Source organism: Rhizobium fabae, assembly GCF_003985135.1.
GTDB lineage: Bacteria > Pseudomonadota > Alphaproteobacteria > Rhizobiales > Rhizobiaceae > Rhizobium > Rhizobium pisi.
On the sequence record NZ_ML133657.1, the window covers coordinates 13,174 to 39,587 of the forward strand.

The 26,414-nt window shown below is 61.9% G+C and carries 24 protein-coding genes; 12 read left to right on the plus strand and 12 right to left on the minus strand.

Translation table 11 applies throughout. The features are described 5' to 3' along the window. Positions 1-7: 7 nt before the first annotated feature. The 4 genes from EFB14_RS24475 to EFB14_RS24490 form a co-directional block, all read right to left on the minus strand. On the minus strand, positions 8-1,393 hold the full coding sequence (locus tag EFB14_RS24475; protein ID WP_126829218.1) for a polysaccharide biosynthesis/export family protein: 1,386 nt from the start codon (positions 1,391-1,393) through the stop codon (positions 8-10). A gap of 4 nt (positions 1,394-1,397) precedes the next feature. After that, positions 1,398-2,411 carry a glycosyltransferase family 2 protein gene (locus tag EFB14_RS24480; RefSeq protein WP_126829219.1) on the minus strand — a complete coding sequence of 338 codons (1,014 nt, stop codon included), beginning with the start codon at positions 2,409-2,411 and terminating at the stop codon, positions 1,398-1,400. Continuing rightward, complete coding sequence (locus tag EFB14_RS24485; RefSeq protein WP_126829220.1) at positions 2,408-4,171, minus strand: GumC family protein; 1,764 nt, start codon at positions 4,169-4,171, stop codon at positions 2,408-2,410. The genes EFB14_RS24480 and EFB14_RS24485 overlap by 4 nt, the downstream gene beginning before the upstream one ends. 132 nt (positions 4,172-4,303) lie before the next feature. Next, the gene (locus EFB14_RS24490) at positions 4,304-5,005 is read right to left on the minus strand and encodes a sugar transferase (RefSeq protein ID WP_125845151.1); all 702 of its coding nucleotides are present in this window, start codon (positions 5,003-5,005) and stop codon (positions 4,304-4,306) included. 471 nt (positions 5,006-5,476) lie between these two features. Here EFB14_RS24490 and EFB14_RS24495 point away from each other — a divergent pair, with 471 nt between their 5' ends. The 5 genes from EFB14_RS24495 to EFB14_RS24515 all read left to right on the plus strand — a co-directional run bounded on the left by EFB14_RS24495 (position 5,477) and on the right by EFB14_RS24515 (position 11,236). Next, positions 5,477-6,211, plus strand: coding sequence for a Crp/Fnr family transcriptional regulator (locus tag EFB14_RS24495; protein ID WP_125845152.1), 735 nt, complete (start codon positions 5,477-5,479; stop codon positions 6,209-6,211). Continuing rightward, complete coding sequence (locus EFB14_RS24500) at positions 6,211-7,557, plus strand: glycosyltransferase family 4 protein (protein ID WP_126829221.1); 1,347 nt, start codon at positions 6,211-6,213, stop codon at positions 7,555-7,557. The genes EFB14_RS24495 and EFB14_RS24500 overlap by 1 nt, the downstream gene beginning before the upstream one ends. Then, complete coding sequence (locus EFB14_RS24505; RefSeq protein WP_126829222.1) at positions 7,554-8,798, plus strand: glycosyltransferase family 4 protein; 1,245 nt, start codon at positions 7,554-7,556, stop codon at positions 8,796-8,798. The genes EFB14_RS24500 and EFB14_RS24505 overlap by 4 nt, the downstream gene beginning before the upstream one ends. A gap of 78 nt (positions 8,799-8,876) precedes the next feature. Next, positions 8,877-10,358, plus strand: coding sequence for a lipopolysaccharide biosynthesis protein (locus EFB14_RS24510; RefSeq protein ID WP_126829223.1), 1,482 nt, complete (start codon positions 8,877-8,879; stop codon positions 10,356-10,358). Between the two features lie 50 nt (positions 10,359-10,408). Beyond that, positions 10,409-11,236: a glycoside hydrolase family 16 protein gene (locus tag EFB14_RS24515; RefSeq protein WP_126829224.1), complete on the plus strand. Its 828-nt coding sequence runs from the start codon at positions 10,409-10,411 to the stop codon at positions 11,234-11,236. A 28-nt stretch (positions 11,237-11,264) separates the two neighbouring features. Here the strand turns inward: EFB14_RS24515 and EFB14_RS24520 are convergent, their stop codons facing one another. The 6 genes from EFB14_RS24520 to EFB14_RS24545 all read right to left on the minus strand — a co-directional run bounded on the left by EFB14_RS24520 (position 11,265) and on the right by EFB14_RS24545 (position 17,327). Then, on the minus strand, positions 11,265-12,344 hold the full coding sequence (locus EFB14_RS24520) for an ABC transporter ATP-binding protein (RefSeq protein ID WP_126829225.1): 1,080 nt from the start codon (positions 12,342-12,344) through the stop codon (positions 11,265-11,267). Continuing rightward, positions 12,341-13,267: a PfkB family carbohydrate kinase gene (locus EFB14_RS24525; RefSeq protein ID WP_126829226.1), complete on the minus strand. Its 927-nt coding sequence runs from the start codon at positions 13,265-13,267 to the stop codon at positions 12,341-12,343. The genes EFB14_RS24520 and EFB14_RS24525 overlap by 4 nt, the downstream gene beginning before the upstream one ends. After that, entirely contained in the window at positions 13,268-14,290 is a 1,023-nt protein-coding gene (locus EFB14_RS24530; RefSeq protein WP_126829227.1) for an SIS domain-containing protein, read from the minus strand. Continuing rightward, positions 14,287-15,132: a carbohydrate ABC transporter permease gene (locus EFB14_RS24535; protein WP_126829228.1), complete on the minus strand. Its 846-nt coding sequence runs from the start codon at positions 15,130-15,132 to the stop codon at positions 14,287-14,289. The genes EFB14_RS24530 and EFB14_RS24535 overlap by 4 nt, the downstream gene beginning before the upstream one ends. Then, positions 15,132-16,016, minus strand: coding sequence for a carbohydrate ABC transporter permease (locus EFB14_RS24540; RefSeq protein ID WP_126829229.1), 885 nt, complete (start codon positions 16,014-16,016; stop codon positions 15,132-15,134). Before EFB14_RS24540 ends, EFB14_RS24535 begins: the two co-directional genes overlap by 1 nt. Before the next feature lie 72 nt (positions 16,017-16,088). Further along, on the minus strand, positions 16,089-17,327 hold the full coding sequence (locus EFB14_RS24545) for an extracellular solute-binding protein (protein ID WP_126829230.1): 1,239 nt from the start codon (positions 17,325-17,327) through the stop codon (positions 16,089-16,091). A 226-nt stretch (positions 17,328-17,553) separates the two neighbouring features. Here EFB14_RS24545 and EFB14_RS24550 point away from each other — a divergent pair, with 226 nt between their 5' ends. The 5 genes from EFB14_RS24550 (at position 17,554) to EFB14_RS24570 (ending at position 23,536) form a co-directional block, all read left to right on the plus strand. Beyond that, positions 17,554-18,759: an ROK family transcriptional regulator gene (locus EFB14_RS24550; protein WP_126829231.1), complete on the plus strand. Its 1,206-nt coding sequence runs from the start codon at positions 17,554-17,556 to the stop codon at positions 18,757-18,759. Positions 18,760-19,121: 362 nt separating this feature from the next. Beyond that, positions 19,122-20,477, plus strand: a complete 1,356-nt coding sequence (locus tag EFB14_RS24555; RefSeq protein WP_126829232.1) for an extracellular solute-binding protein — start codon at positions 19,122-19,124, stop codon at positions 20,475-20,477. A gap of 127 nt (positions 20,478-20,604) precedes the next feature. Beyond that, on the plus strand, positions 20,605-21,489 hold the full coding sequence (locus EFB14_RS24560; RefSeq protein WP_125845165.1) for a carbohydrate ABC transporter permease: 885 nt from the start codon (positions 20,605-20,607) through the stop codon (positions 21,487-21,489). Between the two features lie 10 nt (positions 21,490-21,499). Next, positions 21,500-22,414 carry an ABC transporter permease subunit gene (locus tag EFB14_RS24565; RefSeq protein WP_125845166.1) on the plus strand — a complete coding sequence of 305 codons (915 nt, stop codon included), beginning with the start codon at positions 21,500-21,502 and terminating at the stop codon, positions 22,412-22,414. 12 nt (positions 22,415-22,426) lie between these two features. Beyond that, positions 22,427-23,536 carry a sn-glycerol-3-phosphate import ATP-binding protein UgpC gene (locus tag EFB14_RS24570; RefSeq protein ID WP_126829233.1) on the plus strand — a complete coding sequence of 370 codons (1,110 nt, stop codon included), beginning with the start codon at positions 22,427-22,429 and terminating at the stop codon, positions 23,534-23,536. Positions 23,537-23,569: 33 nt separating this feature from the next. On the opposite strand, the gene EFB14_RS24575 is transcribed toward EFB14_RS24570, so the two are convergent. Further along, positions 23,570-24,043, minus strand: a complete 474-nt coding sequence (locus tag EFB14_RS24575; protein ID WP_126829234.1) for a cupin domain-containing protein — start codon at positions 24,041-24,043, stop codon at positions 23,570-23,572. 77 nt (positions 24,044-24,120) lie between these two features. Between EFB14_RS24575 and EFB14_RS24580 the strand changes: the two genes are divergently transcribed. Continuing rightward, positions 24,121-24,663: a carboxymuconolactone decarboxylase family protein gene (locus EFB14_RS24580; RefSeq protein WP_126829235.1), complete on the plus strand. Its 543-nt coding sequence runs from the start codon at positions 24,121-24,123 to the stop codon at positions 24,661-24,663. A gap of 3 nt (positions 24,664-24,666) precedes the next feature. Here EFB14_RS24580 and EFB14_RS24585 read toward each other — a convergent pair whose 3' ends face one another. Beyond that, on the minus strand, positions 24,667-25,434 hold the full coding sequence (locus tag EFB14_RS24585; RefSeq protein ID WP_126829236.1) for a TIM barrel protein: 768 nt from the start codon (positions 25,432-25,434) through the stop codon (positions 24,667-24,669). 138 nt (positions 25,435-25,572) lie between these two features. Here EFB14_RS24585 and EFB14_RS24590 point away from each other — a divergent pair, with 138 nt between their 5' ends. After that, entirely contained in the window at positions 25,573-26,361 is a 789-nt protein-coding gene (locus tag EFB14_RS24590) for an SDR family NAD(P)-dependent oxidoreductase (RefSeq protein WP_126829237.1), read from the plus strand. Positions 26,362-26,414: the final 53 nt, after the last annotated feature.

The window sequence follows — 26,414 nt, forward strand, 5'->3', positions numbered from 1 at the left end:
CAGCCTCCTAATTTGATCCCGTCTGGGATATCCAGCCGGGAGCCGGCCGGCTATCTCGCGCCACATCAGACAAAGGAGCTGTCGAGCTCTGTTTTTGCTGTGGGCTCTGCAGCTGCGGCTGGGAGGACGGCGTCTGAAGAGCAGAGTCCAGGCCGACCTCGACGAGATCATGCGGCAGCAAGGCGGTCTGCTCGTCCGCCACGATGTTGCGATAGGTTCCGTCGTCATTGCGACGGACGATCCTGTAGTTCTTCTGCGCCTTGCCGAGACCCGGCGCGTCTGTGCTGATCTGGGCGAGTTGAGCGTCGTAACCTGCCTGCTCGCTCAGAAGCTGGGCCACCTGGATATCGATCGCCGCCCTGCCGATTGCGAGATTGACCTGGTTCAGCAGTTCCTGGTTTTCGCTGTTCTGCCTATTGACGATGTTGATCTTGGAGCGGTCGGCTTCGCTGAGGCCCTGGCGAGCCGTGGTCAGGGCAACTTCGAGATCGATCAGGGTGCCTTGAGCGTCCGCGACCCAGCGGTCGACCGAAACCTGACGCGAGTTGCTGACCAGGCCTTTGCTCACAAGGCTGTTGACGTTGTCCAGCTCCTTCTGGGCAAGATCGATTTGCCGCTTTTGCGTGCTGATCTTGGCGGTAAGCGACTCGACCTGCTGCCCATAGAGACGGGTGAGGTCGTTTGCCGCTTCCACCTGGCTGTCGATATCGACGCGCCGCAGCCGCATCAGGTTCAACTCCTGTGCCTTCAGCTTGTCCACATCGGGTGTGCCGACGAGTTCGGCAGGGATCTCGAAACTCTGCTCGCCGGTGATCTCGGCGCGCAGGCGCGCTTGGCGCATCAGGAGATCGCGCCGGTTGAGAACGGCCGTTCGGTAGGCGCCGGCAGCCTGGATCCGGTCGCGCTCGAAGTAGGTGTTGTCCTCGCGTTCCCGCAGGAAGCCACCGGCGATGCTGACCGCCTTCATCACGGTCATGCCGGGTTCAAAAGGATAGCGCCCGGGCGTCTGGACGGTTCCGGTCAGGAAGATCGGCGCATGCTCGGCAATCTCCAGGGCGATATACGGCTTGACCGGAAGTTGAGCCTTCTCGGCCAGCGCGGTGGCAATGGCATCGGCAAGTTCTTCGGTCGTTTTTCCATTCGCCTGCACGTGACCGGCAATCGGGATCGAGAGATTGCCGGTATCGTCGATGGTATAGACACCGTCGAGAGCTTCCCAGCTGGCATAGCGGGAATCCGAGGACCGCCATTCCACGACGCGCAGCCTTACCTTGTCTTCCGGCACGAGGGAGAATGTCTGCGCGCGGGCGACGCTCCAGCCGGCCATGCAGGAGAATGCCAGCAAGGCAAGTGCCGCTGAGATGAGACGATCGGACAAGGAGGTGCGCTGCATTGGTCTATCTCCGTTTCGTTATGATCGACGGCGAAGGCATTTCGCGCGGGAGGGGGGTGGCGAATTCGAGAATGCGGGACGGAGAGGCACGGCCGATGAGAAGATCGGACAGCGCCAGCAGATTGCCGTTCAAACGTCCCCACCGGTCGATCAGGCGGTCGTTGGACAGAGCGCCCGAAACGTTGGCCAGAATGTTGCGGCCGATCTGCGCGATCGCGCGGCCCTTCGACATCGTGCCCTTGCGGATCAGGTAGGCGGGATTGGCAACCTGCGAATAGCCGAGCCTTCGGCCCGGCTGGCGCCCGGATCGGACGCCGAGATGCACTCCGCGGGCGCCTTCAACCCGCACGGACCTGCCGTAGCGGGCGAGGGACCTGCTGAAATCGACATCCTCGAGCCAGCCGTAGAGCGGCAACTGCTCGTCAAAGCTCACCGCATGCTCGATAACGGGCGAAAGGCGGACCGCCATGTTGCATCCATAGGCGTTATAGACATCCGTCAACTGTTCGGCCGCTTCACCGGCGGTTTCGAGAACCCGCAGCGCTTCCGACCTGTCGAGGCCGCCGTCGAGGATGCCGTCGGCGAGGACTTCGCCGGTGGCGATCACGATCTCGGGATTCGTCGCGAAGACGCTTGCCATCCGCGACAGGAAAGTCGCGGCCGGAATGAAGTCGTCGTCCAGGAAGATCAGGATATCCGTGTCAGCGGCGGCTGCCTTGATGATCCTGTTGCGCTGGGAGGTCAGGCCACGGCTGCCGACGATGATGTCCAGTCCGCGGCGGTCGCTGAGCCCGGCGGCATCGTCGATCGCGGGCACGCAGACGATAAGCCGTTCGGCCTGGTCCGGCAGGCCGGCGAGGTAGTCGACCGTCTCCCGCAGTGTCGAAGCGCGGCCCGCCGAAGCGATCCCTACGGCAATTCTCAAAGCACGCCCCGCCATGGCTTCGGGGCCGCAAGGAACCCGCGCCTGCCCGCTCGGGCCGTCCTGGCTGGCTTTTCCTGCCGAGGCTGAGGTCATGACTGCATTCTCTTCGGTGCATGGTTGATGATCGCGCCGAGGATTTCGGCGCCGACATTGCGCATGGTTTCGATGACGCGCGTGGTATCGTCGATCGAGGTGCGTCCATGCGAAGTGACCACGAGGACGCCATCCAGCTCCGGCGCAATGGCATTGGCATCAGGCGACGTGGAGAATGCGGAAATGTCGACGAATATCGCGTCGAATTCCTTCTTGAGGTCGGCGAAGCTCAACTGCGTGCGACGAGAACTCAGGCGAATGGCCGGCGTCACGGCTTCGACCTTGCCGAGGGGAAGGAACTTCAGCGTCGAGGTGAGCGGCAATGCGGCCGTCTGGATCAGCTCGCCATTGTCGAGAACATCGACAAGGCCGATGGAACTATGAGGGGCGATCGATTTGCTGAGCGAGGATTTCTGCGCGGCCGCATCGATCAGCAGCGTGTGCGCCCCTGATATCGACGACAGGACTGCGAGTTCGCGAGCGATGGTCGATGCTCCGTTGCCGGGATCGACGGCGACCACACCGATGACGACCCGGCGTTTGCGCCGAAGGCCGACGACCGTCGCGCTGAGTTCCGCCATGCCGGGAATGACGGGATAGGCGGCCGTGCTGCCGCTGCCCGTGCCGGCGGCGAGGAAACGCGTGGGGTGCCCATTGCGGGTCTTTGTCGACCTCGACAGCAAAGTGACGAAGGGCAGTCCATTCGCATCCGCGATCTGATGGGGGCGGATAATCCGGCGGTCACCGGCGTGCCGTATCATGGCAAGGGCCAGGCCGACGCCGAGGCCAACTGCGCCCGCAAAGGCGATGATGAGCGTGCTGCGCGGCCTTGCCTTCGAGAGGGGCAGCGTTGCCCGCGAGATGATCGTGGCGTCGGACACGGGATAGGTTATGCGCTGCTTGGCTTCGGTCAGCTGGGTCAAGGTGCTTTCATAAAGGGTGCGGCGGGCGTCCGTCGCGCTCTGCAGCTCCGCAAGCTTGAACTGATCGCGCGGAGCATTGGTGAAGGTGCTCAGGGCGCTGGCGGCATCGGCCAGCCCGCGCTGCTGTTCCCGGATGAATTTTTCCAGCCAGTCACTGTATTGCCGGGAGGCATCGGCCTTCATTGCAATATTCTTCTGGATATATTGCCTGGCGAGCGTATCAGCGATGTCAACGGCCTTCTGAGGTGTCGATGCCGCCGCCGATATCTCGATGATCGTCGAACTCCCGATCCGGCGTATTTCGACCATGTTCAGCAGCGTGGCGATCGCCCAGTCCTGGAGCCGTTCCTTCTCCGTCTGCGGCTGCGCGCCGCGCGTTCCCTTGCCTGTTGCGTCCTGCGGGGCCGTATCCGCCTGCAAAGAAATCCCCATCAGCCAATTCTTCGCCCTGTCCTGCAGCGAGGGCTCCTGATCGACGAACTCGGGATCGCTATCGAGATCGAGCAACCTTACCGTTCCGCCGATGACGTCGCTGGATTTGGCGATCTCAAGCTGTCCTTCTATGAAGGCGTCTTCCGCGAAGGCCCTCTGCGCTTCGGAACCGTTCACCTGGGGAAAGATCACAAGTTGCGTGCTGGCGACGAAACTCGGCACGGCGGTCAGCAGGTAGCCTGCTGCCATCGCGAGGAAGACGATGGTCGTCACCACGATCCACAGCCAGCGCATTCTGACAAAGAAGAGCATATCCCGCAGGGTCAGCGGCGAATTACCCCCGCCGTTGTTTGCCGGAGACAGGGATATCGGGGAGACGCCGCTGAAGATGGTGCTTGTGGTCATGTCGTCCTAATCCAAATGGCGAGATTACGGGATAACCCGGTGTCGAGTGACCAGGGATTGGCAGCTTGGAGGGGACGGGGGAGTAGCGTATCTTCCGATTTCCGGCATGATCGACAGCTCTCCCCTTGATGCTCAGTAAGAGCCGCGTTGTGAAAACAGAGCGGGAATGGTCTTCGCAAGGATGACGAAGTCCCGACCGAGCGACCAGTTGCTGACATAGTGAGCATCGAGGGAGACCCGGTACTCGTAGCTGACGTCGTTGCGTCCGCTGGTCTGCCAGTGACCGGTCAGGCCCGGGCGGACGGCCATGTAGGCCCACATATGCTCGCCGTAACGGGGCAATTCCTCGACGGTGACCGGCCGAGGGCCTACAAGGCTCATTTCGCCGCGCACGATATTGATCAGCTGAGGAAGCTCGTCGATGCTCGATCGCCTCAGGATATCACCGACGGCCGTGATCCTCGGATCGTCCTTCAACTTGCGCGTTTCCTCCCATTCGCTGCGCGCAGCCGGGTTGTTTCGCAGCAATTCGGCAAGCTGAGCGCTCGCATCGGTCTTCATCGTACGGAATTTGAGGCATCCGAACGGCGCTCCGCCGACGCCGATGCGGGTATGGGAATAGAAGACCGGGCCGCGATCGGAGAATTTCACGATCAAGGCGACGAGCAGCAGAAGGGGCGCAAGCAGGATCAGCGCGGTGATCGCGACAAAAAAGTCCATCGCACGCTTGAATGATCTGCCTGCCGCACGCGGCCGCGACGAATGGAGATCGCCGCCTTTCGCGGACCTTCCGATGCGCGACCAGCCCTCGAAACTATGTGCTTCCCATGTCATCGGTGGTCTCCAAAACGTTTAGTCAAGAACCGTGTAAAGTTTGCTGCGCCGCAACCTGGTTGTCTGTTACCAAGGTCATAATCCTTAAGAATTTCTTTATGCTACTAACCCGCATAAGAGAAATCTGATTACTCCTACTGGCCTTCTTTTCATTTCAATCAACGTTATAACCTACTCGGAGGTGATTAATCCGCGCGAATTCATTTATTATTTTGATGTCATCATTTTGATTATTGCTGCTTTTTAACTCACAAGGACATTTTAATGAGCAGCACTCTTCAATGAGCGATCATTATTTGGCTTCATCGAGGTTTTTAGCTATGAAAACAATGTATTTTTTTGTTTTTCACTAAATGTAGACTTCATCTTTACGCTTTCTTTCGGTGATGTTATTTGACTCCTATATTAATGCAATATAAATGATGCAGTGCAGCATAACCTATGGTCATTCCAGTACTGGGAGTCATGCGCATGGATGGGTTGACACACGTATCGGATCGTAGGTCCGGCATCGACAGGGTGGGGATTCCGGCCGGTGGGGGCATTCATCTCAACAGCCGCATCGTTCTCGATGACGAATTCCTTTCCTGCCGCTCGAGCATCCGGCGGTTTCGCCGCGGCGAGGTCATCGCCGGTGCCGGCGTCCTCGTCGATACTTTCGCACGCGTGCATTCGGGATTGGTCAGCGCAAGCACGATGCTGCCCGACGGCCGGGAATTCATCGTCGAGATCATTCCGAAATCGGGCCTCATCGGCGAGCTCGAGGTCTTGCGCAGGCAGACGTTGAACCTCGAATACCGGGCCAGTTCCAATTGCGAGTTGCATTTCTTCGAAGGCCGGCTGCTGCGCGACATGTATGCCAGCGATCCCTCTTTCCGGGAAAAGGTCTTCTCCAGGGCGCTGGCGCGTATTTCCGAGCTTGAGCTCCGGATCATTGCCAATGCCGCTTCGACCCTGCAGGCGAGGCTGGCCAGCACGCTGCTGCGGCTCTCCGCCGTCTACGCAAAAGATGCGGCCAACAACGTGGACGAACTGATCATCTCGCAAAACGACCTGGCCGCGACGCTGCCAGCGTCCCGCGAGAAGGTCAATCAGTGCCTGCGGCGGCTGCGGGAATGCAAGATCATCGACGGAGGGCAGGGTAAGATCCGCATTCTCAACCGCAAGGCGCTGGAGGCTTGTGCCAACGGCGTCTCGGTGAAGTGATGCGCCCGTCGTCGCCTGAGGCTCTGCGATCCGCCGCAAATGTCAGCCTTTTCCCCGGCCTCGGCAGGACAAAGATCGATCGCGTGGTCATCATCGACGACTACTCGACCGCAAGAGGCGGCGCGACGGCGCTGGCCGTATTATCGGCCAAGCTGTTTCGCGGCCTCGACATCCCCGTGACCTATATTTGCGGGGACGGCGCGGCCAATGCGGAGCTTGCCGCGCTCGGGGTCTCGATGGTCGGGCTGAACAGCCGCGACCTGCTCAGCGCCGAGCGCGCGAAAGCTTTCGTAACAGGCATCCATAATGGCGCCGCCATCCGCATGATGGCGAACTGGATCGCCGCAAACGATACGGCCAATACCGCCTATCACGTGCATGGCTGGCACCAGATCCTGTCTCCCGCGATTTTCAGGGCGCTGGCGCCGGTCGCCAGGCGATGCGTGGTCCACGCGCATGATTTCTTCACTGCCTGCCCGAATGGCGCTTTCTTCGATTATCAGGCGCAGCAGATCTGCCTTCGCCGCCCGCTCGGCGGAAGCTGCATTGCAACGGCCTGCGACAAGAGAAGCTATTCTCATAAATTGTGGCGGGCTGCGCGCGGCTCCAATATCCTCCGGCTTCTGAGGGATCGGGCCGATTTCGGCCGGATCATCCTGTTGCACGAGAAGATGGCGAGCTTTCTTGTCGGCGCCGGCTATAGCCCCGAACGGCTGACGACGATCCGCAACCCCGTTGCTCCCCTGTCGATAGAGCGCATCCAGGCGGAGGCCAACGACGAGTTTGTCTTCATCGGACGGCTGGACGAGGAGAAAGGCGTGGAGGACGCCGTGGGGGCCACGCGCAGGGCCGGCGTCAAGCTCTGCGTGATCGGAGACGGACCGCTGATGCCGCTGGTCGCGGCTTCAGGAGATCACGTCAGGGCCCTCGGCTGGCAATCGCACGCCGAGATCGGCCCGACCATCCGCAAGGCGCGCGCGCTGCTGATGCCGTCGCGCTATCCCGAGCCGTTCGGTCTCGTTGCCATCGAAGCGGCCCGGAGCGGCCTGCCCGTCATCATGTCGCGCAGCGCCTTCCTCGCCGAGGAGATGGAGAGGGCGGGCATGGCGCTTGCCTGCGATACGGCCGATGAAAAAGCCTTTGCCGATACTTTGACGCGATTCAGCCGAATGCCGGGGCATGAGGTCCGCGCCATGAGCGAGCGGGCCTTCCTGAGGTCGCCTGGTCTCGCCTCGACGCATGAGGAATGGCGCGACGCGCTTCTTGCCGAATATCACAACCTGCTTTTGACGAATGCGGTTCCCGAGCTGACAGACGGTGTGGCGATACAAGGAGTATTCAGTTGACCCTTAAAGCAACAGCCTCTCTTCCCGATGCGAGAGCCTTTCTCGCCGATGCGCCTGTCCTGGCGAAAAGACGTGTCGCCGAGGCCGGAAGCCAAAGCGACAGCAAGCAGCTTCGCGTCGCCATCGTGCATTATTGGCTCGTTTCGATGCGCGGCGGCGAGAAGGTCGTCGAAGAGCTGTGCCGCATGTTCCCGCAGGCGGACATCTTCACCCTCGTCTGCAATCGGGATCGCATCAGCGATTTCCTCAAAACGCGCAATATTCGCACCTCCTTCCTGCAGAAGATCCCCGGCGCGCAGCGCCACTATACCAAGATGCTGCCGCTGATGCCCTTCGCCCTCGAGCAGTTCGATCTGCAGGATTACGATCTAGTGCTGTCGAGCGAATCCGGCCCTGCCAAGGGCATCATCACGCGCGCCGACGCTCTTCATATCTGCTATTGCCATTCGCCGATGCGATACATCTGGGATCAGTTCCATGTCTACCGGCATGGCCTTCCCTGGGTGGGGCGCGCCCTGATGTCGATCACGGCGCCGATGCTGCGCGCCTGGGACGTTACGACAGCCTCCCGGGTCGACATGTTCGTTGCCAATTCCGACTATGTCGCAAGTCGTATCCGCCGCTTTTACGACCGGGAATCCGTCGTCATCCATCCGCCCGTTGCGACCGACGATTTTGTGGTGGGGAAGGGGAAAGGCGAATTCTATCTCTATGCGGGGCAGCTGACCGCCTACAAGCGGCCTGATATCGCCGTTCGCGCCTGCACCGAGGCCGGCCGGAAACTGGTCGTGATCGGCGAGGGAGAACAATTGCCCTATCTGAAGTCGATCGCTGGGCCGACCGTTGAGTTTCTCGGCCACCAGCCCTTCAACGTTCTGCGCGACCACCTGTCGCGGTGCCGCGCGCTGCTGTTTCCCGGCATCGAGGATTTCGGCATCCTGCCGGTGGAAGTCATGGCATCAGGACGTCCGGTTCTCGCTTTCGACGCCGGCGGCGCCAGAGAAACCGTTTCCTCGCCGCAGGTCGGCTTCCGCTTCGCCCAGCAGACCACGGAAGCCCTGCTGGAAACCATGGCAGCGTTTGAGGAGGTCGAGGACGATATCGATCCGCAGGCAATCCGCGCGCACTCGCTGAAATTTTCCTCCGCCGTGTTCCGCGACAGTCTGGCGGGCCTTATCGAGCAACAATTGTCCCATCATGGCGAGCGGTCGGCCGACGTCTTCAGAAGACGGCCGGGCTGAGGGGAAGGGACGGAGCCGCCTGCTGTGCTGCCGCGACCGAAACCGTCTCAAACCGCCGACGAGGAATGATAGCAGATCATGTCAAGCGTATCTCAGAGGACGGCGACGGCGAGCATCTGGACGATCAGCGGAAAATTCCTGGCGCGCCTGCTCGATTTTATCAGTCTCCTTGTCCTCGCAAGGCTTTTGAGCCCTGCGGATTTCGGCCTGGTCGCCATTGCGACCTCCGTCCTTGTCATCGTCGAGGCGGTCCTGGACCTGCCGCTGACGCAGGCGCTGATGCGCCAGCCGTCGCCCTCGGACGAGATGTTTGCCACCGCCTTTACCCTCAGCCTGCTTCGGGGGGCGGCCATCGGCCTGCTGATGATCGTCATCGCCTGGCCGATGGCCTTGATCTATCACGACACCCGGCTTTTTGCCCTTGTCGCCGTTCTCTCGATCGCGCCCGCCATGCGCAGCATGATCAGTCCGCGCATGGTCCTCTTCATGCAGCGTTTCGATTTCAAACGCGAGTTTGCGCTCGATCTCATCACCAAGGGATCGACGCTGCTGTTCGGCGTGGGAGTGGCGGTGACGACAGGCAGCTATTGGGGGCTGGCGATTGGAGCGGTTGCGGGACCCACCGCTGCGATGATCACCTCCTATGTCTTTGCGCCGATGCGGCCGGCGTTCAGCCTTTCCGAGTGGAAGCATTTCCAGGACATGATCAGCTGGAATACGGTGTCGCAGGTGCTGAGCTCGATCAACTGGCAGCTGGACCGGCTGCTTCTGCCGCGTTTCAGCGGGCTGTCGACCTTCGGCGCCTTCAGTGTCGCCGATAATATCGCGGGCATTCCGTACCAGACCTTCGTCGGGCCGCTGCTGCGCCCGCTGATGGCGGCATTCTCGGTCGTCGAGGATCGCCGCAATCTGGTGGCCGCCTATCTGAAGGCGACGAATGCGATCACCTTCGTCGCCGCGCCCGTTCTCATCGCGCTCGCCTTTCTCGCCGAGCCGACCGTGCGTCTCCTCGTCGGCGAGAAATGGGCATCGGCCGCGCCGATCCTGCAATGGCTGTGCCTCGTCAGCCTGCTGGGGCTTCCCACGAACATGATGCCGCCCCTGGCCATGGTCTTGAACAATACCCGTTATCTCGCTCTCAGAATGTTTATCGAGTTCGCCGTCAGGGTGCCGGTTACCATCCTGGGCATCGCCTATTTCCAGGTGGCCGGCGCGCTCGGTGCGCGGATCGTCGCGATTCTCGTCGCTTACGCCGCGTCGCTCATCATCACGCGGCGGCTGATCGGCGCGAGTTTTGCCGCGCAGCTGAGTTCCTTTTCCCGGCCGCTTATCGCGAGCCTGCCGATGATCGCTTTCCTGCTTTGGGTTGAGCCGACGCTCGCCGACATGCCGGCCGGCCTGAACCTTGTCGTCGGCCTGTCGTTTTGCGGTGGAGCGGCGGCAGCGATCTTCTGGGGCTTCGCGCTGCTGGTATGGCAGGTTGTCGGAAGGCCCGACGGTATCGAGACAATCGTCGTCCAAAGGCTCATGCCGCGGCGAAACGGAGTTCTCACCTCATGATCGAGACAGGTGCAGTCCAACGATTGGTTTGGCGTTTTCGGAGGAGTGGAATGCGTTACGGGATATCTTCCAAGGCATTGGGTTTGCTCATCGTTCTCGGTCTGGGGGCATTGCCCGGCCGGCCCAGCGTCGCCCAGGAACCGATCAACATGAATGCGTATCAGCTGACGTTCGAAGAGAATTTCGACAGTCTCGACGTCTCGGCCTGGGGAGAAAAAAGCTCGCGGTGGATCGCCCATACACCCTGGAACGGCGATTTCGGCGATGCCCGCTTCACCGACCCGGCCCCCGGCTTTCCGTTTACGACAGATCAGGGAATTCTGAAGATCGAAGCGCGCAAGGAGGCCGACGGAACCTGGCGCTCGGGCCTGTTGTCGGCGGTGAACCCGAAGGGCGAAGGGTTTTCTCAGCAATTCGGCTACTTTGAAGTGCGGATGAAGCTGCCGCCGGGCAAGGGCGTCTGGCCGGCCTTCTGGCTCATCGGGCTCGACCGGTCGAAATATACCTCCGAGATCGACGTGCTGGAATATTATGGACGCGCGCCCTATGAGTTCAGCATGGGCTTTCATATCTGGCGCCAAGCTCAGGGCGGCCAGAACTCGACCGGCGGCCATTGGCAAACGGTTCAGGACGGAATTTTGAACAGCGAATATCATACCTACGGCGTCGATATCCAACCCGACAAGACGAGCTTCTATTTCGACCGTCAGTTCATCTGGAGCTTCGACACGCCGAAGGAGTTCCACATGCCGTTTTATCCGCTGGTGAACCTGGCGCTCGGCTCGGGCTGGCCGATCGATGAAACGCCGAACCCTTCCATTCTGCTCGTCGACTATATCCACGTCTACCAGCGCAAGCCCGCCGTCGCGGCGAATTGACCGAGTGGCTCGCGGGCGTTCGACCGTTCTATTGCCCGCGACTGCAGCTGAGGCCGGTTTCCCGGTCGAACAGATGTATCGCCTCCTCGTCGAAGAAGAGGGTGAGTTTCTCGTTGTCGCGGATCGGCGTGCGCGGCGGCAGGCAGGCCATCAGGCGCTGGTTTCCTGTCAGGGCGGTGATGACGAGTTCCGGGCCGGTCAGCTCCGCGACCTCCGAGATCGCCTCGATCGACAGGCCGGCGCCATCGGTGCGAAACGCCTCGGGGCGGATGCCGAGGATGAGATCGCGGCCATTGCCGGCCGCCTCGCGGAAGCGGGAGGGCAGGGGCAGGCTGGTATCGGTGCCTGAAAGCACCAGCCGACCGTCACGCAGCGTCACGTCCAGCAGGTTCATCGGCGGCGCGCCGACGAAGGTGGCGACATAAAGCGTTGCTGGGTAATTGTAGATCTCCTCCGGCGTGCCGAGCTGCTCGATGCGGCCGTCGCGCATGACGGCGATGCGGCTTGCCAGCGTCATCGCTTCGATCTGGTCATGGGTGACATAGACGACCGTGGTTTTCAGCATCTGGTGCAGCCGCTTGATCTCGGTGCGCATCTCCATGCGCAGCTTGGCGTCGAGATTGGAGAGCGGCTCGTCGAAGAGGAATACCTCAGGCTTGCGCACCAGCGCGCGGCCGATGGCGACGCGTTGGCGCTGGCCGCCGGAAAGCTGGCTCGGTTTGCGGTCGAGGAGGTTTTCGATCTGCAGGAGCTTTGCGGCATCCCGCACGGCCTTGTCGCGCTCTGGCGTCGGCACCTTGCGCATTTCCAGGCCGAAGCCGATGTTCCGATGCACCGTCAGATTGGGATAGAGCGCGTAGGATTGGAAGACCATGGCGATGTCGCGGTCCTTCGGATGCACGCCGAGCACTGAACGCCCGCCGATCCTGACATCGCCGCTCGTCGCCTCGGCAAGGCCGGCGATGATGTTCAGGAGCGTGGACTTGCCGCAGCCGGAGGAGCCGAGCAGGACAAGGAACTCGCCGCTTTCCAGTGCGATGTCGATGCCCTTCAGCGTCTCGACCTCGCCATAGGTCTTGCGGATGTTCTCGATTTCGAGCGCGCTCATCGCACGGGCTCCTCAGGGGATGACGGACCATAATTGCGGGGAAGGGTGGAGATGGCGCGCGAGGCAACTTCGGTTCCTGCTGTCAGGCAGGAAGCCAGAGACTTTCCATCCGCGAGCGCGGCGAGGAAGGCGGCATTGAAGACGTCGCCGGCGCCGATCGTGTCGACCACCTTGACGAAGGGCGCGGCGACCGACACCGGCAGACCGTCCGACCCGATCGCGGTGGCTCCGTCCGACCCGCGCTTGACGACGACGATCGCGCCCTCCGGCATGTGCGACCGGATCTCGCGGGCGGCTTCGATCGGATCGGCGATGCCGGCAAGCGTCGTCGCCTCGACCTCGTTCAGCAGCGCGATGCCGCTGCGGGAAAGCCAGGCGCGTGTCGCCACACAATTCTCCTCCGTCCAGCCGTCGAGCGGCCAGCCCGTGTCGAGGGCGACGGTGATGTCATGGCGCTCGGCCCAGTCGAAGAAGGCGCCATATTCCTTTGTCAGATCATCGGTCAGGAACGCGCCGCAGAGAAGCGCGCAACCGCCACGGAGCCTTTCTCCGTCGATGACGGCGAAGACGTCCTCGAGGCTGAAGGGCGGCAGGTGGCCCGTCGTCGTGAAGAAGGTGCGTTCGCCGTCCGGATGGGTGATGCCGACGGAGAGCGTCGTTCTCTCAGGGCGCACCGACCACTTCTCGGACCGGTGGCCGAAGGCTTCGGCCAGCCACCGGCCGAACTGGTCGCTGCCGATATTGGCGGCGATCTCGAATTCGACCCCAAGGGCCTGCCAGGCGAGCGCGCTGTTGCCGGCGGATCCGCCGACCCGCAACTCGTCATGATCGACGATGATTTCGGTGCCGGCCTTCGGCCAGGGGGCGGCCGGTCCGAGGATCAGGTCGACGTTGACGTTGCCGATGACTGCAAGCGGCCGCATTCATTCGCTCCGGGTGATCTTGGTGGATCGAACCGGCGTTCCGGCATTCTCCACGCGGGCATCGGCAAAAGCGATCATCAGCCGCTGGGCAACCGGCAGCATGGCAAAGATTGCGGCAAGGCCCGTCGCCGGGGCGAAGCGGATCGTCACCGCGCCGGCGACCGGCGCCTGCCCGGATGCGTCGAACAGGATGACGGGGGCGCCGGTCTCGACGGCGGACAACGCCATAGCGGTCACGAGGCCGGCGGTCTCGTCCAGGCCGCGAAACAGCACGACGCCGATCTCCGGTCCCAGCATCTCCATGGGGCCGTGGCGCAGCTGACCGCCTTCGAGAGAAAAGCAGGGGCGGCGCGACAGCTCCGTCAATCCGAGCGCCAATGCCTCGGCAACTCCCTGCAGACGGCGGCCCGAGGTGACGACGGTCGCGACGTTTTGGAGGGCGGCGAGGGCGGCTGTGATGTCGGGATCTTCGGGATTCTCGAGGACGGCAAGTGCAGCTTGGGGGTCTTCGCCGAGAGCGGCAAGGATCGCGAGATGCAGAGCGAAGGTCACCGTCAGGCTGCGCGTGGCGGCAAAGGCGAGCTCCGTGCCGCCGGCGCCGACCAGCGACGGGGCGGTTCTTGCGAGGAAGGAGCTGCCTTCAAGCGTCAGGCCGAAGGTCTCCTGCGTGCCGCCGGTCTCGTCGAACCAGCGCACGACCTCGGCGCTTTCGCCGGATTGCGAAGTGACGAAGATCGTCCTGCCGGTCAACGGCAGCGGCTGACCGAGCTGCTCGGAGAGCGGCAAGGCGACCGCGTCGATGCCGAGCCTGCGATAGAGCGGCTCGACGGCGCGGTTGACGGCATGCGAGCCGCCCATGCCGATCAGCAGCAGCCGGCCGGTCCGCTTCAGCGATGCCGCGGCCTTTGCGGCCATCGGCCGGGCAGTCTCATAGGAGGCAATCGCATCGGCGTGCTGGCGCGCCATTTCCCGATCGATTGCCATCAGTCCAGACGGATGGATTCTTTCCTCGGTCATCTTCATCCCTTAACGCCGCCGCTGGTCAGCCCCGAAATCAGGGCGCGTTGCATGACGAGACCGATCAGCACCGGAGGCAGGGCGGCGAGCACGCCTGCCGTGGCGATCAGTCCGTAATCGGAAACGCGGCCGCCGGCGAGATCGGCAATGGCGACGGTCAGCGTCTTGGCGCGCTGGTCCGATGTGAAGAGCAGCGCATAGAAGAATTCATCCCAGGCCAACAGGAAGGCAAAAAGGCTCGAGGTCGCGACCACGGGGGCTGCGAGCGGCAGCGTGATGATCCTGAGCGTCTGGAACAGGCCGGCGCCGTCGATCATGGCGGCGGATTCGATCTCGCGCGGGATGGAATCGAAGCCCGACTTCATCAGCCAGGTGGTGAAGGGAGCGAGAATGGTGAGATAAACAAGGGCGAGGCCGAAGACGTTGTTCAGCATGCCGAGATGGGAGAGGCCCATATAGAGCGGCACGGCGAGCGCCACCGGCGGCAGCATGTAGGTCGCGATCACCATCGACAGCGACCATCCCACAGACGGCGTGCGCGACACGGCCCAGCCGGCCGGAATGGCGAGCGCAATGGCGGCGATCGTCGCCATGCCCGCCACCTCGATGCTGTTGCGCAGCGATGAGGTGAAGGCGGCGCCGGCACTGTTTTCGAGCGTCGAAAGCAGCACCTGGTATCGCGAGAAATCGACCGCCTGCGGCCACCAGCGCAGCGGCTTTGCGGCAAGGTCCGCGGCCGGCGAAATGCTCATGATGAACAGCCAGAGGATCGGCGCCAAGATGATGGCGGCAAGCAGAAGCGCGCAAAGGTGAATGAAGGCGGAAAAGAGCGGGCTCTGGCGTTCCATCAGGCGGCACTCCCGGCGGTCTTGCGCACGAGCGCCGCGTAGCCGGCGGCAAGCAGCGTCACCAGCAGCGTGACGATCAAGGCCAGCGATGCGCCCGATCCTGCGCGCTGGAAGGAGAAGGCTTCCTGATAGACCAGGACCGAGAGCGTTCGCGTGCTGTTGGCAGGGCCGCCGCGGGTCATGACCCAGATGATGTCGAACACCTTGAAGGCTTCGATAGTGCGCAGCACCAGGGCCACCATCAGGGGGCCTGCGAGATAGGGTAGGATGACGAAGCGGAACCGGGCGAAAGGGCCGGCGCCGTCGACGAGCGCGGCGGCAGTGATGTCGCGCGGCACGGCCTGGAGGGCTGCGAGCGCGATCAGCGCCACCAGCGGGAAATTCTTCCAGCAATCGGCGACGATGAGGGCCGCCAATGCGGTGCCCGGTTCGCCGAGCCAGGAGCGGTAGGCGTCGAGCAGGCCGAGCTGGGTCAGCGCGGCGTTCAGCGCGCCGTATTCCGGATTGTAGATCAGCCGCCAGAGCGTGGCGTTGACGACGGTCGGCAGCGCCCAGGGCAGGATCATCAGGGCGCGAAGCGCGGTGCGGCCGCGAAACTGCTGATTCAGCAGAAGGGCGGCAAGAACGCCGATCACCATTTCGGCGGCGACCGAGACGATCGCGAACCATGCGGTGGTGATGAGCGTGCGCTGGAAATTCGAGCCGGAGATCATCTTCACGTAATTGTCGATGCCGACGAAGCCGCCCTCGGTGCCGACGAGCTTGGCATCGGTGAAGGAGAGGCCGACGGTATCGATCAGGGGCCAGCCGATGACTGAGATCATTACCACGAGAAGCGGCAGCATCAAAAGCCACGCGCGGGTTGTCAGCCAAGTGCCCGACATCGAGGCGACCCTTCTTCATTCATAGGTTTTGGAGACCGGGCGGCTGGCGCCGCCCGGGGTTTCATGCCGGGCTCAGAGGCCGCTGTTTTCAGCCGCCGACTTCAGTGCGTCCTCGGGAGAGGACTGGCCGAGCAGCGATTCCTGGATCGCCTGCTGCAGCGCGGTCGAAAGCTCCTGATATTTCGGCGTCGTCGGGCGCGGATACATGGCGGCGAGGCCGACCTTGGCAGCGGAGATCAGTTCTTCCTGGCCCTTGGTGACGGCAGGGTCTTCGTACGAGGAGGCCCAGATCGGCAGGCTGAGTTTGGCATAGGCGTTCTGCGTCGCCTGCGAGGTCATGAAGGCGATGTATTTCCACGCTTCGTCGGGATGCTTGCTGGCCGAGGTGATGCCGAGACCCATCGAACCGTTTACGGCCGAGGCCTCGCTCTTGCCGGCAACACCAGGTGCCGGCACGACGCCGACCTTGCCTGCTACCTTGCTGTCCTTCGGGTCGTTGGCCATGTTGTACATGTAGGTCCAATTCAAAGCGAAGGCGGCATCGCCGTTTTCGAAGACCTTGCGCACGTCCTCTTCCAGGAATTCCTTGGAGTTCGGGTTGGTCAGGCCGGAGGTATAGCTGGAGACCATGTATTTCAGCGCATCGAGGCCGCCGCCGCTCTGGAAGGCCGGCTTGCCGTCCTTCAGGAAATCGCCGCCATAGGCGCTGACCAGGGTGGTGTAGTCGCAGATCGCAGCTTCGGCCTGTGACCAGCTCCAGGCGATCGGGGTGGCGAGCAGGCCCTTGTCCTTGATCGTCTTTGCCTGTTCGGTCAGCTCGTCCCAGGTCTTCGGCGGCGCCTTGATGCCGGCCTTTTCGAGGATTTCCTTGTTGTAGAACAGGTATTTGGTATCGAGGATCCACGGCATGCCGTAATATTTGCCGTCATACTGGACGGTGGTCCAGGCGCCCGGCAGCACGCCCTTCTTCATATCGTCGGTGACGCGCGAGGAGACATCGACTAGCACCTTGTTGGAGGCGTATTCGGCCGGCCAGATGACGTCGAAGAGGACGACGTCGTAGCCGCCGCCGGAACCCTGCGCCAGCACCGTCTTGTCGTGCAGGCCTTCATAGGGGACGAATTCGAGATTGACCTTGATATCGGGGTTCGCCTTGGCGAAGGCGTCGGTCATGGCGCGCACATCGGCCTCGCTGTAAGCGGCCTGCGCCATGAAAAGCGCGTTCAGCGTCGTTTCGGCGAAAGCATGCGGTGCAAGAGACGCGCCGATCAAGGCCGCGCCCAGAAGCGTCTTGTTAAAAGATTTCAGCATTGCAGCCTCCAGTTTTTGACATTCACCCATCGCCGAGGGCGGGCTTCGCCGCCATCGGTGTTCGAGAAGGCACGTGTTGAAAACGTGCCGGTCCATCATCTCGGAGCGTCGTCGGAGGCCTCACCGGGCTTCCTGCGTTCCCTGGGACTCTCCGGTCCCTTATTAAGTCAAATGTATTGACTTAATACTTCTTCAACATTCTAATGGAGTCAAGAGGCAATCGCACATGAATGACAGTCGCCCGATCCGGGCCAAGAGCGGCACCAATCACGAAGGCACCAGCGCGCATAACCGGCGCGTGATGATCGATGCTCTGAGGATCAACGGTGCGCTCTCTCGCGCCGATCTGGCACGGGCGACGCGGCTGACCAAGCAGACGGTGTCCAATATCATCGAAGAGCTCGAGCGCGACGGTCTCGTCGGTTCGAGGGACGCGGTGAAGAAGGGTCGGGGCCAGCCCTCGACGCCTTATGGGCTGGTGCCCCAAGGCGCTTTTGCGATCGGCCTGCAGATCGACCGGCATGTGACGCGGGCGGTTGCCGTCGATCTCGTCGGCAGCGTTCTCGTGCGTGCCGAGGCCGGCCTGCCGCCCGGAGGACCGTCCAGAGGGACGAAGGTCATCCTCGATCTCGTCGACGGCGTGCGTTCGAGGCTTGAAATCATTGCCCGGCAATCGGAAAGACGGCTCGTCGGCCTCGGTGTCGCCATGCCCGGGCCTTTCGGCGTTGACGGCAGCGGCGACGATCCATGGATGATGGCGGCCTGGCAACAGTTTCCGCTATTGGAAACGCTGGCTGCCGGCACCGGGCTCGATGTCGGCCTGCAGAACGATGCGGCAGCGGCCGCGACCGCCGAGCGCATGGTCGGAGCCGCCCATGGTCTCGACCATGCCGTCTGTCTCTTCGTCGGCTACGGCATCGGCGCGGGGCTCATTCTGAACGGAGAACTCTACGGCGGCGCCAACGGCAATGCCGGCGAGATCGGCATGGCGCTGCTGTTTGCCGACGGCAAATCGACACCGCTCGAACATCGCGCCTCGCTCGCGTCGCTCTACGAGCATCTCTCGGCCGATCCTGCGGATCCCGCACTTCATGCCCGCATCAACGACCTTGCCTTGAGGGGCGATCCAAGCATCCAGGCTTGGGTCAAGGCGGCAGCAGTGGACCTGCGCTGGAGTATCCATCTTATCGAAACGATCTTCGATCCACAGACGGTGATCCTCTGCGGCAGCGCGCCGGAGGCGCTGGTCAATAGCTTGATTGCGGCGGTCGGCCCGCTGCTGCCTTCGATCGCCGAACGGCGCGGCCGGACGCTGCCGCGCCTGCAGTCCGGCATGGCCGATCCCTGGTCGGTGGCGCTCGGTGCTGCCGCCGGACCGATCAGCCGAGCATTCGATCCGCGTTTTGCTGCAATTTTGAAGGATTCCCTCTGATTTTGCGCTGAAGCTGGGCGTTGCACAGCAGTGCAACGGCAAAAATGCGAATGTTTTCGCAAGTTTTCTCGCGACCGCTGCGCCAACAAAGGGGGCTTTGTTGCAATATAAGCAAATATTCTATATCTTCTAAAATTGCGGTTATTTGAATGGAGGCATATAGAATTGCCAATATATTTGGGAAGCTCGCAAAGCTTCTCCGAATATTTCTTGTGACGCTCCGAATAACGATTGTGTGTCAGTTTTGTGACAACTAGAATTCGAACGTTTCATGTCATGTAATATTCATTGGCCGTGGTAATTTGAACCAGCTAATAGGGCGTGCGCTGAAAGTGCGCGTCCATTTTACGTTCGAGGTTCTCATGCAAGCCAAGCTTCTCGGCGCCGTTGGCGCCCTTCTCGCTACAGCGTTTCTTGCCGGTCCCGCTGCCGCCGCCGATAAGACCAAGATTGACTTCTGGTTCGGCAATTCCGGTGACATTGCAAAGCGTGTCCAGGAACAGTGTGATCGCTTCAACCAGTCGCAGTCGGATTACGAAGTCGTCTGCACCAGCCAGGGCAGCTACGACGCTTCCCTGCAGAACACGATTGCAGCCTTCCGCGCCGGCAAGCAGCCGACCATCGCCCAGGTTTCCGACGCCGGCACGCTCGACATCATGCTCTCCGGCGCTTACTACCCGGCAAACAAGCTGATGACCGACACGGGCTATAACGTCGACTGGAAAGATTACTTCTCCGGCATCGCAAACTATTATGCGACGTCCAAGGGCGAGATGTATTCCTTCCCCTTCAACTCGTCGACCGCTCTCTTCTACTGGAACAAGGATGCCTTCGCCAAGATCGGCAAGGACCATGCTCCGACCACCTGGCAGGAAGCCGGTGAAGACTTCAAGGCTCTGAAGGACGCAGGTTATGCCTGCCCGCTCGGCTTCGACATCTCCAACAACGAAGTCTGGCAGTACATCGAGCAGTTTGAAGCCGTAAACGGCGAAGCGATCGCGACGAAGAAGAACGGCTTCGAAGGCCTCGACGCCGAGCTGGTGTTCAACAAGAACCCGCTTCTCGTCAGCTACGTCAAGGACCTCAAGTCCTGGTACGACAACAAGCTCGCCGTCATCAAGAACAAGGCCGTCGGCCAGACCTTCGTCGAAGCTTTCGCTGCCGGCGATTGCCAGGTCATCCTGACCTCGGTCGGCGATCACGGCAATATCGGCCGTACCGCCAAGCAGGGCATGAACTGGGGCGTTTCCATGCTCCCGACCTATGGCAATGCAACCCGTCACAGCTCCTTTGTCGGCGGCGCTTCGCTCTGGGTCCTGAAGGGTCATTCCGACGCCGAATACAAGGCTGCGGCTGCCTTCTTCAATTTCGTCGCAAAGCCGGAAGAAGCGCTGACCTGGTCGACCGTCACCGGCTATATCCCGGTTCGTAACTCCGGCTTCGAATATCTGAAGAAGCAGGGTTTCTACGACAAGGCCCCCTATGCCGGCCGCGAACTCGCCATTCAGAGCCTGACTGCTTCGCCTGCTGACGACACCGCTCCGCACGGCATCCGCCTCGGCGGCCTGCTGCAGGTCCGCACCGAAATCGCCAACAGCCTGCAGGCAATCTTCGTCAACAACGCCGATGTCCAGGCTTCGCTCGATGGCGCTGCCGAACGCGGCAACCAGCTCCTGCGCCGCTTCCAGCAGACCTACAAGAACGTTCAGCTTCCCTGATCGACTGACATGAGCCGCACCCGGCCCGCATTGCGCGAGCCGGGTGTGTCTTTGTACACTCCATGCCGGCCGCGGAGGCGACGTCGCCGCCCGGTCCTAAACCAGATCCGGACGAAAACGACCACTCATGGAAAAGCGCGTCACTTTCTCCTCGACGACGATCGGATTGCTCTTCGCGTTTCCGATGCTGCTGCTGATCTTTGTCTTCTTCTATTGGCCGAGTGCGCAGGCGCTGTATTGGGCGTTCACGCTCGAGCAGCCATGGGGTGGCGGCAATGCCTGGGTGGGTTTCGACAATTTCAAACAGCTGCTCGGCGATCCGATCTACTGGGACTCCGTCACCCGCAGCATGATATTCGGCTTCAGTTCGACCGCCATCGCCATGGGACTGGCGCTCATTCTGGCGCTGTTGACGGATCGTGAACTGCGCGGCCACAAAATCTACCGGTCGGTCTTCATCTGGCCCTACGCGATTGCGGCTCCCGCTCTCGGCCTCGCTTTCCGCTTCATCCTGGCGCCGGAGGCCGGCCTCCTGTCTGTTATCAATCACGTCTGGCCCGGCCTCTGGAACCCTGCGCTCGACGGCAAGGACGCAATGATCGCCGTTATCATCGCCTTTTCCTGGAAATATATCGGCTACAACTTCATCTTCTTCCTCTCGGCCCTTCAGGGCATTCCGCGCTCGCTGATCGAAGCGGCCGCCATGGACGGTTCCGGGCCGATGCGCCGCATCTGGGATATTCAGCTGCCGCTGTTGACGCCGACGCTGTTTTTCCTGCTCGTCATCAACATCACCGAAAGCTTCCAGGATTCCTTCGGTATCGTCGACGTCATGACGCAGGGCGGCCCGGCCCGCGCCACCGATCTCATGGTCTACAAGATCTATTTCGACGGCTTCAGAGGGCTCGACTATTCGGGCGCCGCAGCGCAGTCCATCATCCTGATGCTGCTGGTTATCCTGCTCACCATCTTCCAGTTCCGCTTCATCGAGCGGCGCGTGCATTACAAGTGAGGTCGCGGACATGATCGAACGCACGCCGATATTCAACTTCATCTGCTATACGCTTCTGGCGCTCGGCATGGTGATCGCGCTTCTGCCTTTCGTCATCGTCATCATCGCATCGACCCTCGATCTCGAGACGGTCAATCGCGTACCGCTACCGCTGACGCCAGGCTCGCATTTCTGGGAAAACATACAGACCGCCTGGGTTCGCGCCGATCTCGGCAACAAGCTGTTTCACAGCATCATCTTCGCCACGGCGGTCGGCGCGGGCAAGGTCATCCTTTCCTCGATGGCCGCCTTCTCGATCGTCTATTTCCGCTTCCGCGGCCGGTATGTGATTTTCTGGATCATCTTCATCACGCTGATGCTGCCGCTTGAGGTTCGCATCGTGCCGACCTATTCGATTGCGGCCAACGCGCTGCAGCCTTTCCAGGCGATCCTCGATATCACCGGCATAAGCTGGCTGGTCGCTGAGATCACCGGCATTCAGATCAAGCTCGAATGGGGGCTGCTGAATTCCTATCCCGGCCTCGTTCTACCGCTCGTCGCAACCGCAACCGGTACTTTCCTTTACCGGCAGTTCTACCTGACGGTTCCGGACGAGCTTGCCGAGGCCTCGAAGATGGACGGATCGGGCGCGGTCCGGTTCTTCTGGGACATTCTGCTGCCGCTTTCGCGCCCGAACATGATCGCGCTGTTCACGATCATGTTCGTCTGGGCCTGGAATCAGTATCTCTGGCCGTTGCTGATCACCACCGATCCGAATTTCGGCATTGCGGTGACGCAGCTCAAGACCCTCATTCCGTCCGAATTCGGTCTGCCCGACTGGAACGTCGCCATGGCCGGAACCCTTATCATCATGTTGCCGCCATTGGTGCTCGTCATTCTGATGCAGCGCTGGTTCGTACGCGGCCTTATCTCCACCGAGAAGTGAAGGAGTAGTCCTTTGGCACCGATCTCAATCCGCAATGTGAAGAAGAGCTACGGCAAGAATCCCGTCGTTCACGGCGTCGATCTCGAAATCCAGTCCGGCGAGTTCATCGTCATCCTCGGCCCGTCCGGCTGCGGCAAGTCCACGCTGCTGCGCATGATCGCCGGCCTCGAGGAAATCAGCGGCGGCGAAATCGCCATCGACGGGCGTGTCGTCAACCAGCTGGAGCCGCGCGAACGCGGCTGCGCCATGGTGTTCCAGAACTATGCGCTTTATCCGCACATGACCGTCGCCGAGAATATCGGCTACGCCTTGAAGGTAGCAGGCGTTGCGAAGGCGGAGCGCGCCCGGCGCATCAACGAGGTCGCCAAGGCGCTCAGCCTCGAACCGTTCCTCGAACGGCGGCCGGCCGCCCTTTCCGGTGGTCAGCGCCAGCGCGTCGCCATGGGCCGCGCGATGATCCGCGAGCCGAAGGTGTTCCTCTTCGACGAGCCGCTGTCGAACCTCGACGCCAAGCTGCGCATCGCCATGCGCGCCGAAATCCGTCGCCTGCACCGCCGCCTCGGCGCCACCTCGATCTTCGTCACGCACGACCAGACCGAGGCGATGACGCTGGCCGACCGGCTGGTGGTGATGAACGGCGGCAAGGTCGAGCAGGTCGGCACGCCGGAAGAAGTCTATCATCATCCGGTCTCGCGCTTCGTCGCCGGCTTCGTCGGCACGCCGGCAATGAACCTGCTCGAAGGCACGATCAACGATGAAGGCGTTTTCGTCTACGATCAGAGCCGCAAGATCGCGCTGCCGCGCGAACGCGCCGCGCCGCTGAAGGGCAAACGCGTCGTGCTCGGTATGCGCGCCGAGGCCGCCCGGCTGGTAGCTCCGGATGCGCCCGGCGCATTGGTGGCGACGGCCGATTTCATCGAAGAGCTTGGCGCGAGCCGCGTCGTCCACGCCGATTTCGACGGACTGCCCTTTGCCGTGGCGCTGACCGAGGCCGTGACCGTGAAATCGGGCGATCCGATCGGCATCGCGATCGATCACAACGCGATCCATCTCTATGCCGCCGATACCGGCCGGATCATCGAGAACCCCGCCGTGATCAGCGCCGGCGCCGTTCACGCCTGAGCGCGCCGCAGCCGCTCCTGCGTAGGCCCGATATCAGCGATGGATCGGGTCGATCCAGGGAACGTCTTCCGGCTTCTCGACCGGCTCGATATCGAGATTGACGACGACGGGTTCCTGGCCCGAACGGACGAGCACGCATTCCAGCGTCTCGTCGCGGCTGGCGTTGATCTCCTGGTGCGGCACGAAGGGCGGGACGTAGATGAAATCGCCAGGGCCGGCCTCGGCGGTATATTCCAGGTGCTCGCCCCAGCGCATGCGGGCCTTGCCCTTGACGACATAGATGATGCTTTCGAGATCGCCGTGATGATGGGCGCCGGTCTTGGCGTTGGCATGGATCGTCACCGTGCCCGCCCAGATCTTTTCGGCGCCGGCGCGGGCATTGTTGATCGCGGTCGCGCGGTTCATGCCCGGCGTCTGCGCGGTGTTCGGATCGAGCGAATTGCCGGGAATGACCTTGACGCCATGTTCGCGCCAGTCGACGTGATGATGCTCGGGGTCGTCGCTCATGCCTTGCCTCCATCTCGGATTTGGTCAGTCTAGGCGGGAGCTGTGCAGCCGCCAAGCAAAAGGAAAGAGCAGACCCGATGAGCCACCTTCCGCAGATCGACTACGACAGCGCTTCCGAAGAGGTTCGTGCGGCGCATGACGAGGAAATCAGGCTGCGCGGGCGCATGACCAACATGAAGCGGACGCTCCTGCATTCACCGGTCGCCCATCGCATCTATGCCGAATGGTTCACGCTGCGGGCTGAACTTGATCCCGCGATCAGCGACCGGGAGATCTGGATCTTTTCGCATGCGATCTCGAAGGCGGCAAAATCGAAGATCGCCATCACCTTCTTTCGCCGGGCATTGATCAGGAGGGGTTTCAATCCCGATGCTCTGGAGCTTTCACAGGAGGAAGTGCTGCTTGCCGCCTTCGGCAAGGCTGTCGTGGCCGATTCCAACGCCGTTCCGGCCGAACTCTGGGCGAAGCTGAAGGAGCGCTATCCAACCAAGGTGCTCGTCGATCTCGTTGCCTTTGCCGGCATCATGCTGGCGACCGCCGTCTTCAACAATGTCGTCGAAGTGGATTTCGACGCAGAGCTTGAAGTCTTTGCCGAAGGCGCGGGTTCACCCGCCTCCTGAATTTCAGCCGAGCGAAGCAATGGCGGTCCTGACCGCGTGCCCGCCAGGCTTGCGCGGCCGGTATTCGAGGCCGACGGCGCCGTCATAACCGTTGGCGAAGATCCAGCCGAGGCGGTGGGCGAGGTCGATGCTGCCGGAGCCAGGCTCGTTGCGGCCGGGATGATCGGCGACATGGACGTGGACGACACGGTCGAGACGGCCGTCCAGCACGTCTTCGGTCCGCTCGTCCATCACGGCGGAATGGTAGATATCGTAGACGATGCCGATCTCGGGGCGGGCGACATCGTCAATGATGTCGAGGCCTTCACGGGTCGAGTCGAGGAAATAACCGATATGATCGATGCGGATGTTGAGCGGCTCGAGGCCGAGGCGCACACCGCTGCCTTCAAGGACATCGGCGCCTGATTTCAGGGTTTCGGTGAGCGCCCGGCGCTGCTCTTTGCGGCTCAAACCAGGGAGATCGTCTCCTGCCTGGGCGATCAGCACGGGCGCGCCGAGGCGCCTGGCGACGGCAACGGAATCGGCAAGGCCCGCAAGCCAGGCCTGCCGGTTGGCGGCGTCGGTCAGCGCGATCATCGGTTCGGCGACGAGGCTGGTGACGGCAAGGCCGGTTTCTTTCAGCGCCGCCTCGATCGCGTCCAAATCCTTGTCGGTCCAGCGCCAGAATTCGACGGCGGTCAGGCCGCCGGCATGGGCGCGACGGATGCGATCGGCAAAGCTGTCGTCCTCTTCGGCAAACAGCCATTCTATGCAGGCGGAATAGCGTCGCATGAAACCTCCTCCAGGGGTGGCGCAGGCTGCGACAGATCGAAGCCTGCCGCAAGAGGCGTTCTTGTGCTTGACGCCCGGATTCATTGGCGGAACACTCCGCGCATCGTGCCGGATCACCGGCTGCTTCGGGAGGAACACATGGATCTGGGATTGAGGGGAAAGATTGCCGTGATAACCGGCGCGTCGGTCGGCATTGGGCTTGCGATCGCCGAGGGGCTGGCGGCTGAGGGCACCGACCTGGTGCTGGCGGCGCGTGGCGGCGAACGGCTGGAGGCGGAAGCCGCCCGCATTGCCGAGAAATATGGTGTCAGCGCCACCGCTGTTGTCGCCGACGTGGCGACAGCTGGCGGGACCGAGGCGATCATTGCGGCGGCGGCTGAAAAAGGCGGCGCCGATATCCTCATCAACAATGCCGGCACCGGATCGAACGAGACTGTCATGGAAGCGCCTGACGAGAAGTGGCAGGCCTATTGGGACCTGCATGTGATGGCCGCCGTTCGCCTCGCGAGGGGCATTGCGCCGCAGATGAAGAGACGCGGCGGCGGGGTGATCATGCACAATGCCTCGATCTGCGCCGTCCAGCCGCTCTGGTACGAGCCGATCTACAATGTCAGCAAGTCGGCGCTGATGATGTTTTCGAAGACGCTCTCGACCGAGCTTATCCAGGACAATATCCGCGTCAACTGCGTCAATGCCGGCCTGATCCTGACGCCCGACTGGATCAAGACCGCCAAGCAACTGACGGCCGAGACCGGTGGGAATTGGGAAGGCTATCTGCAGGCCGTCGCCAACGAACATGCCTCCTCCAAACGTTTCGGCACGCCGGAAGAACTGGCGAATGTCTTTGTCTTCCTGAGCTCGGAACGGGCAAGTTATTGCATCGGCTCGACCTATTTCGTCGACGGCGGTATGCTGAAAACGATCTGACCATAGCTGGTTGCCAAGATAAGCTATAAATAATAGCTATTTTGTTGTATGTT

Bases quoted from the DNA above. Each gene is read 5' to 3' on its own strand.
- EFB14_RS24515 (WP_126829224.1), top strand. From the start codon at position 10,409: ATGCGTTACGGGATATCTTCCAAGGCATTGGGTTTGCTCATCGTTCTC.
- EFB14_RS24540 (WP_126829229.1), bottom strand. From the start codon at position 16,016: ATGTCGGGCACTTGGCTGACAACCCGCGCGTGGCTTTTGATGCTGCCG.
- EFB14_RS24535 (WP_126829228.1), bottom strand. From the start codon at position 15,132: ATGGAACGCCAGAGCCCGCTCTTTTCCGCCTTCATTCACCTTTGCGCG.
- EFB14_RS24560 (WP_125845165.1), top strand. From the start codon at position 20,605: ATGGAAAAGCGCGTCACTTTCTCCTCGACGACGATCGGATTGCTCTTC.
- EFB14_RS24545 (WP_126829230.1), bottom strand. From the start codon at position 17,327: ATGCTGAAATCTTTTAACAAGACGCTTCTGGGCGCGGCCTTGATCGGC.
- EFB14_RS24480 (WP_126829219.1), bottom strand. From the start codon at position 2,411: ATGACCTCAGCCTCGGCAGGAAAAGCCAGCCAGGACGGCCCGAGCGGG.
- EFB14_RS24520 (WP_126829225.1), bottom strand. From the start codon at position 12,344: ATGAGCGCGCTCGAAATCGAGAACATCCGCAAGACCTATGGCGAGGTC.
- EFB14_RS24575 (WP_126829234.1), bottom strand. From the start codon at position 24,043: ATGAGCGACGACCCCGAGCATCATCACGTCGACTGGCGCGAACATGGC.
- EFB14_RS24580 (WP_126829235.1), top strand. From the start codon at position 24,121: ATGAGCCACCTTCCGCAGATCGACTACGACAGCGCTTCCGAAGAGGTT.
- EFB14_RS24565 (WP_125845166.1), top strand. From the start codon at position 21,500: ATGATCGAACGCACGCCGATATTCAACTTCATCTGCTATACGCTTCTG.
- EFB14_RS24495 (WP_125845152.1), top strand. From the start codon at position 5,477: ATGGATGGGTTGACACACGTATCGGATCGTAGGTCCGGCATCGACAGG.
- EFB14_RS24490 (WP_125845151.1), bottom strand. From the start codon at position 5,005: ATGACATGGGAAGCACATAGTTTCGAGGGCTGGTCGCGCATCGGAAGG.
- EFB14_RS24475 (WP_126829218.1), bottom strand. From the start codon at position 1,393: ATGCAGCGCACCTCCTTGTCCGATCGTCTCATCTCAGCGGCACTTGCC.
- EFB14_RS24530 (WP_126829227.1), bottom strand. From the start codon at position 14,290: ATGAAGATGACCGAGGAAAGAATCCATCCGTCTGGACTGATGGCAATC.
- EFB14_RS24500 (WP_126829221.1), top strand. From the start codon at position 6,211: ATGCGCCCGTCGTCGCCTGAGGCTCTGCGATCCGCCGCAAATGTCAGC.
- EFB14_RS24585 (WP_126829236.1), bottom strand. From the start codon at position 25,434: ATGCGACGCTATTCCGCCTGCATAGAATGGCTGTTTGCCGAAGAGGAC.
- EFB14_RS24590 (WP_126829237.1), top strand. From the start codon at position 25,573: ATGGATCTGGGATTGAGGGGAAAGATTGCCGTGATAACCGGCGCGTCG.
- EFB14_RS24510 (WP_126829223.1), top strand. From the start codon at position 8,877: ATGTCAAGCGTATCTCAGAGGACGGCGACGGCGAGCATCTGGACGATC.
- EFB14_RS24525 (WP_126829226.1), bottom strand. From the start codon at position 13,267: ATGCGGCCGCTTGCAGTCATCGGCAACGTCAACGTCGACCTGATCCTC.
- EFB14_RS24555 (WP_126829232.1), top strand. From the start codon at position 19,122: ATGCAAGCCAAGCTTCTCGGCGCCGTTGGCGCCCTTCTCGCTACAGCG.
- EFB14_RS24550 (WP_126829231.1), top strand. From the start codon at position 17,554: ATGAATGACAGTCGCCCGATCCGGGCCAAGAGCGGCACCAATCACGAA.
- EFB14_RS24485 (WP_126829220.1), bottom strand. From the start codon at position 4,171: ATGACCACAAGCACCATCTTCAGCGGCGTCTCCCCGATATCCCTGTCT.